Raw genomic sequence first — 6,171 nt, 5'->3', positions numbered from 1 at the left:
CGGCATTGCTATGGGCAAAAAGGGGACGGAAGCGGCAAAAGAGTCAAGCGAATTTGTTTTAACCGATGACAATTTTGCCTCTATAGTAAATGCTATTAGAGAGGGCAGAAGGGTCTACGACAACATAAAAAAGGTTATAAGCTGGACTCTGCCTACAAGCATTGCAGAGGCCGCAGTTATAGTCGTCGCTATACTTTTTGGTATGGTTTTGCCAATTACACCCATTCAAATATTGTGGGCAAATATGATAACCGCGACAACTTTGGGGATAGCTCTGGCTTTTGAGGCTGAGGAGAAAAACATAATGAAAAGAAGACCCAGAGCCATAGGCGAACCTATATTGGACAGGGAGCTTGTCTGGCACATTGTCTATGTTACTACTTTGTTTTTAATAATTGTTTTCGGCGCTTATTATTACGCATTGCAAGATGGACAAAGCTTGGATTATGCGAGAACTTTAGCTTTAAATACTTTGGTGTTTATGGAAATTTTCCATCTCTTTTTCATCAGAAATTTTAAAACGCTCTCAATCGGCATAGCTGATATTGCGGCAAATAAAATTGTTTGGAGTGCAGTCCTTGTAACAGTTTTTGCGCAAATATCTATAACCTATATTCCGTTTTTTCAGGGAGTCTTTAAAACGGATTCGCTCAGGGCATTTGATTTTGGTATGATATTTGTCGTGGGGATTGTTCTCTTTGCTCTTTTAGAACTTGAGAAGCAGTTTAGACTTAGGCTTGCCAGAAAGAGAGAGATAGTCTAGTTTGTAACTATCTGATTTCTTCCGTTTTGTTTAGCGTTGTAGAGCATAATGTCGGCTTCGTTTACGCTGGCATCAAGGTCTTCATCATGGGTTGTTGTGACTCCCATGGATACGCTAAATCTAATCTCCTCATTTTTCTCGCTCAGAGTCACATGACTCTCTACTTTTTCTTTGATTTTCTCAAAAATGTCCAGAGCTTTTTGCGCAGATACGTTTTTGAGTAAAACACAAAACTCCTCCCCATTGAATCTCGCAACAATATCATCGCTTGAAACACTGCTTCTTAAAATGTCGGCTAAATCCACAATCGCCCTGTCGCCTGTTTCATGACCATAGGTATCGTTAATTTTTTTGAAGTGGTCTATATCTATCATGGCAATAGCAAAAGGTTCAGAGTTAGATATAGCATCTTCAAAGTATTTTGAAGCATTTGTAAAGAAATATCTTCTGTTGTAAAGACCGGTTAAGAAGTCGCGGTTTGCGTGATTTGTGATCTCTTGAATATTTTCAAGCGCTTCGATTGAGTTGTTTATGCGGCATGAAAACTCCTCTTTTGAAAATGGCTTTTTTATGTAGTCGTTTGCACCGTTTTTTAAAAAAATAGCCGTTGTCTCTTCGTCGTTGTCGCTTGAGATGACAATAATCGCCAGATCTGTTTTAGTGTAGGTCTTTCTTATCTCTGCGGTGAGTTCAAGTCCGTTCATGACGGGCATATGGTAATCCGTTAGAACCAAACTGATGTTAGGGTTTGTATTTAAAATGCCAAGAGCTTCTTCTCCGTGCGCAACCGCTATGACTTTAAAAAACATATTTTCAAGCATGCCCTGCATCTGCTTTCTAAATACCAGAGAGTCGTCTATGAGCAATATAGTGTGGTTTTGGTTTTTTTGTAATCTTCTTATTGTCTGGATTATGTAGTTAACGTCATTTGCTCCGCTCTTTGTAACGTAATCTATAATGTTTTTTTTGAGCATCTTTTTTCTGAACTCTTTGTCGATATTTCCGCTAAGAACAATGACATGATTTTTTCTCTCTAGTGCATACTCGACAATTTCGCCGTTTGGAGCATCTGGAAGGTTGATATCTAAAAGAGTTAAAAAATATTTGTATCTTTTTAAAAACAGTTTTGATTCTTGCAAACTATATGCAACGTCAACTTCAAAGTTGAGCTCAACACTTACTTTTTTTGCGATAAGTTTGGCTAGAGTTTTGTTGTCTTCTACTACCAATATTCTTCTGCTCATGCTGCATAGTTTCCTTAAATTTTTCGTTATTATAGTATAATTTTTTATGGATTATTTGAATAGAGTCATTGAAAAACTAAAGGCAAAAAAGAGTGTTTTTTTGACCGGCGGTGCGGGTGTCGGAAAGACTACCATTACAAGAGAAGTTATAAAATATTATGAGAGTGAGTCTAAAAAAGTGGCAAAACTTGCCTCCACGGGAATGGCTGCTACGCTCATTGGAGGGCAGACTCTGCACAGTTTTTTGGATCTGGGCATTGCCGCAAGCCTAAGTGAGTTGGAGATTAACGCTAAACTTGAGGCAAGCAAGAAGGTAAAAAAGCTTATCTGTAGCATGGATCTAATCGTTATAGATGAGATCTCGATGGTAAGCGATGCTCTGCTTGATATGATTCGATTAAGACTTGAGCAGAGCGATTTTAAGGGTTCGCTTCTGGTTGTCGGCGACTTTTTGCAGCTTCCTCCGGTAGTCCGCGGCTACAAAGAGGTAAGGTTTGCGTTTGAGTCTGATTCATGGAGGGAGTTTGATTTTGAAGAGGTTGAACTAACGCATGTCTACAGAACTGATGATGGCGATTTTATAGAACTTCTCTCAAGCGTAAGGGATGGTTTTGTGGATGAGAGTGTGCATAATGCTCTCAATGAGTTTATAAAAGTATTGCCGCATGATTTGAGTGAATTTACCTTTTTGTTCGGTAAAAATATCTCGGCATCACTGCACAATAAAAACCAGCTTGAGTTTGTTGATAGTGAGCTCTTTATTAAAGAGGCGGGAGTTATAAAGCACTCTAAAAGCGTAAAAGATACAGATATAGAGCGTTTTATGGATGATGCCAGAATCGAGAGAGAGCTGGAGTTAAAGATCGGCGTGCCTGTGCTCTTTACTAGAAATGCATGGAACTACTTTAACGGCGAGCGCGGGGTTGTTGTAAACATTGATGCAACTTATGTTTATGTACAAAAAAGAGACGGTGTTGTCGTAAAGCTTGAGACTCTAGCCCAAAGCAAAGAGGTGTGGAAGGAGAAGAGTGTGGGCGGAAAAAAAGAGGTGCTTCAAGAGAGCCTCTTTAGTGTCTATCAATATCCGATTAAATTGGCATACGCCATAACCATCCATAAATCTCAAGGCATGAGCATAGAGGATCTTATAATCGAAACAAATGAGATTTTCGCGCCTTCGCAGTTTTATGTAGCAATTTCTAGAAGTTCAAATCCGAAGCGCCTAAACCTGATAGCACCTAAGAGACAATGGAGAGATATAGTGTTTGTGAATCACAAAGCTTTGGAGTTTGTAAAAAGAGGACTTTGAGATGCAGCTATTTTGAAGCCTCTTCCTGCAACTTTTTATAGGTTTCGTAATTAACTACGTTTCCCCCATATTTTTTGACATGCTCATTTGCATCTTCTTCTTTTGCAAAAGCGAAATAGTCCTGCATCGTGCCGTATTTGTGACTGTCAATAACGTAAAATGCATCTTTTGCGGCAATAAGGCCATAATTTTTGGCATCGACGATATATTTTATCTCCTCTTTCACGCTTTGTGTTTGTGCAGCCTCTTTTTCGGAGGCAACCAAAGATATTGCAATCAAAAATGCCAATAGTATAGTTTTCATATCAATCCGTTATTGTGAATTTAGAGTAAATGATACCAACTTAAGTGTAATAAGGCAATATAAAAAAAAGTAATTTTATAAAAACCTTTTTAAATCTTCATTAAGATAGCATGCAAGGGCTCACATGCCATCTATCTTTAGGTATCGCTTATTTTGCGTGTGAGGTTATAATTTTTCGCTGTTTTTAGCAAGATATTCGGCAACACCTTCAGTTGATGCCTTCATTCCCTCGTCGCCTTTTTGCCATCCTGCAGGACAAACTTCACCGTACTCGTCAGTAAACTGCATAGTGTCAACCATGCGGATCATCTCATCGATGTTTCTGCCAAGTGGGAGGTCGTTGATTACTGCGTGGCGAATTATACCTTTTGAATCAATCAAGAATGAACCGCGAAGTGCAACAGCCTCACCGAAAAGTACATCATAATCTTTTGAGATCTGTTTTGTCAAGTCCGCAACAAGAGGAAATTTTACTCTGCCGATTCCGCCTTTGTTTACCGGAGTCTCTCTCCATGCAAAGTGTGAAAATTGGCTGTCTACAGAAACGCCTATAACATTTACGCCGCGACTTTTGAAATCTTCAATTCTGTGTGAAAATGCAATAATCTCAGATGGGCAGACAAAAGTAAAATCTAGCGGGTAGAAGAAAAGAACTGTGCCTTTTTGACCAAAATTCTCTGATAATTTGAAATCTTCTACTATTGATCCGTCTGCTAAAACTGTTGTTGCCGTAAAATCCGGAGCTGGGTTTGTTACTAACATAATAAATATCCTTTTTTTGTTATATATGCAAAATTTTAACGAAAGTAAATTAATCAAACTCAAACGCTTTAGTGTAGTAAAAAGCTTTAAGAGAGAATGAAAGTTTGCAATTTTATATATAATTTTTTTTGTTATACTTTCGCTGATTTATGGAGCAAGACTCTGTATTTCAATAAGGAAAATCGATGACAAAAGAAGCAAATGCTCCAAAAGAGTACATTTTTACTTCAGAGTCTGTAACAGAAGGGCATCCTGATAAGATGGCAGATCAAATCAGTGATGCAATTCTGGATTATATTATTGAGCATGATACTAATGCACACGTTGCATGTGAGACTCTGGTATCAAACGGATTTTGTATAATAGCAGGCGAAATGAAGACAACTACATATGCTCCGATGCAAGAGATTGTTCGCAGGGTTGTCCAAGAGATTGGCTATACGGATGCAACATATGGTTTTGATTACCGTTCTGCTGCAGTTTTAAACGCTATTGGAGAGCAGTCTCCCGATATAGATCAGGGGGTAACTCAAGCTGATGGAGAGATTGGAGCTGGAGATCAAGGTCTAATGTTTGGTTATGCCTGTCGCGAAACCGATGTGCTTATGCCGCTGCCTATATATTTGGCTCACCGTTTGACTCACAGACTCGCCGAGGTAAGAAAGGAGGGAATCATTCCCTACCTTCGTCCGGATGGAAAAGCGCAAATCAGTATAAAATACGTTGGCGATAAGCCTGTTTTTGTTGAGACAGTAGTAGTCTCTACCCAGCATGCTCCCGAAATCTCCCAAGAGAAGATTCATGAGGATGTGATAAAAGAGGTCATACGACATGTTATTCCCGCTGAGCTTATGAGCGATAAAACTATCTTTCATATTAACCCGACAGGAAAATTTGTTATAGGCGGTCCTCAGGGTGATGCAGGGCTAACTGGCAGAAAAATCATAGTCGATACATATGGCGGAAGCTGCCCTCACGGTGGCGGTGCATTTAGCGGCAAAGACCCGACCAAGGTTGACAGAAGTGCTGCTTATGCGGCACGACATGTGGCGAAAAATCTGGTCGCTGCTGGAGCATGCGATAGGGTAACCATACAGGTTTCTTATGCAATAGGAGTAGTTCAACCTACTTCTATAATGGTCAATACGCACGGTACTGCCGTTGTAGAGGAAGAGAAAATTGAGGCATGTGTTAAAGAGCTTTTTGATTTATCTCCAAAAGGGATTATCCAATCTCTGGATCTTTTACGCCCTATCTATAGAAAAACTGCTGCATACGGACACTTCGGAAGAGAAGATAGTGATTTTACATGGGAAAAAACAGACAGGGTTGAGGATATAAAAAAATATCTCAAAATTTGATAATAATAATTATCAAAATACTGTTTTTTAGAAAATTTAGATATCAAAAGTGTAACAAATTATATTTGTTACATCTTTAGGGAAGATTTTTTAGCTTTATTTAAAAATCTTTGGTTAAACTTACTTCAAAATAAAAACTAGGAGAATCCTAATGGCAGTAATTATTGGTGATACATGTATTAACTGTGGCGCTTGTATAGATGAGTGTCCTGTAGAGGCAATTGTAGACGAGGATGATAATCCAACGGGTGAAGAGATTTACTATGTGTATGCAGACAAATGTGTAGAGTGTGTTGGTCATCATGACGAGCCTGCTTGTGCTACTGCTTGTCCAACTGAAGGATGTATTACATGGGATGTTGTAGGTGCTAGCCCAGAACATCGTGAAGACATTACAGATGATATGCGCGGCATAGGCAAAGCTGTAG

7 protein-coding genes are annotated in these 6,171 nt (G+C 39.1%); 4 read left to right on the top strand and 3 right to left on the bottom strand.

The features are described from left to right. Nucleotides 1-763: cation transporting ATPase C-terminal domain-containing protein (locus RQ763_RS08575; protein ID WP_314152385.1), on the top strand; the 763-nt coding region annotated here is incomplete at its 5' end. Here the strand turns inward: RQ763_RS08575 and RQ763_RS08570 are convergent. After that, nucleotides 760-2,007, bottom strand: coding sequence for a diguanylate cyclase (locus RQ763_RS08570; RefSeq protein ID WP_314152383.1), 1,248 nt, complete (start codon nucleotides 2,005-2,007; stop codon nucleotides 760-762). The genes RQ763_RS08575 and RQ763_RS08570 overlap by 4 nt on opposite strands. A 46-nt stretch (nucleotides 2,008-2,053) precedes the next feature. Between RQ763_RS08570 and RQ763_RS08565 the strand changes: the two genes are divergently transcribed. Next, nucleotides 2,054-3,316: an ATP-dependent RecD-like DNA helicase gene (locus RQ763_RS08565; protein ID WP_314152382.1), complete on the top strand. Its 1,263-nt coding sequence runs from the start codon at nucleotides 2,054-2,056 to the stop codon at nucleotides 3,314-3,316. A 7-nt stretch (nucleotides 3,317-3,323) separates the two neighbouring features. On the opposite strand, the gene RQ763_RS08560 is transcribed toward RQ763_RS08565, so the two are convergent. Both RQ763_RS08560 and RQ763_RS08555 read right to left on the bottom strand, forming a co-directional pair. Further along, nucleotides 3,324-3,620: a nitrous oxide reductase accessory protein NosL gene (locus RQ763_RS08560; RefSeq protein ID WP_314152381.1), complete on the bottom strand. Its 297-nt coding sequence runs from the start codon at nucleotides 3,618-3,620 to the stop codon at nucleotides 3,324-3,326. Between the two features lie 165 nt (nucleotides 3,621-3,785). Then, a complete protein-coding gene (locus tag RQ763_RS08555) occupies nucleotides 3,786-4,382 on the bottom strand; it encodes a peroxiredoxin (protein WP_314152379.1) in 597 nt (198 codons plus the stop codon). A gap of 185 nt (nucleotides 4,383-4,567) precedes the next feature. Between RQ763_RS08555 and metK the strand changes: the two genes are divergently transcribed. Further along, nucleotides 4,568-5,743, top strand: a complete 1,176-nt coding sequence (metK, locus tag RQ763_RS08550; protein WP_314152378.1) for a methionine adenosyltransferase — start codon at nucleotides 4,568-4,570, stop codon at nucleotides 5,741-5,743. A 151-nt stretch (nucleotides 5,744-5,894) separates the two neighbouring features. Then, nucleotides 5,895-6,171, top strand: a 277-nt coding sequence (locus RQ763_RS08545; protein ID WP_314152377.1) for a 4Fe-4S dicluster domain-containing protein, incomplete at its 3' end; no start/stop codon positions are given.

The sequence above is a fragment of the Sulfurimonas sp. genome (assembly GCF_032250635.1).
GTDB lineage: Bacteria > Campylobacterota > Campylobacteria > Campylobacterales > Sulfurimonadaceae > Sulfurimonas.
The sequence above is the reverse complement of the archived record's forward strand: the minus strand, read 5'-3'. Positions and strand labels throughout refer to the sequence as shown.

Bases quoted from the DNA above. Each gene is read 5' to 3' on its own strand.
- metK (WP_314152378.1), top strand. From the start codon at position 4,568: ATGACAAAAGAAGCAAATGCTCCAAAAGAGTACATTTTTACTTCAGAG.
- RQ763_RS08570 (WP_314152383.1), bottom strand. From the start codon at position 2,007: ATGAGCAGAAGAATATTGGTAGTAGAAGACAACAAAACTCTAGCCAAA.
- RQ763_RS08555 (WP_314152379.1), bottom strand. From the start codon at position 4,382: ATGTTAGTAACAAACCCAGCTCCGGATTTTACGGCAACAACAGTTTTA.
- RQ763_RS08560 (WP_314152381.1), bottom strand. From the start codon at position 3,620: ATGAAAACTATACTATTGGCATTTTTGATTGCAATATCTTTGGTTGCC.
- RQ763_RS08565 (WP_314152382.1), top strand. From the start codon at position 2,054: ATGGATTATTTGAATAGAGTCATTGAAAAACTAAAGGCAAAAAAGAGT.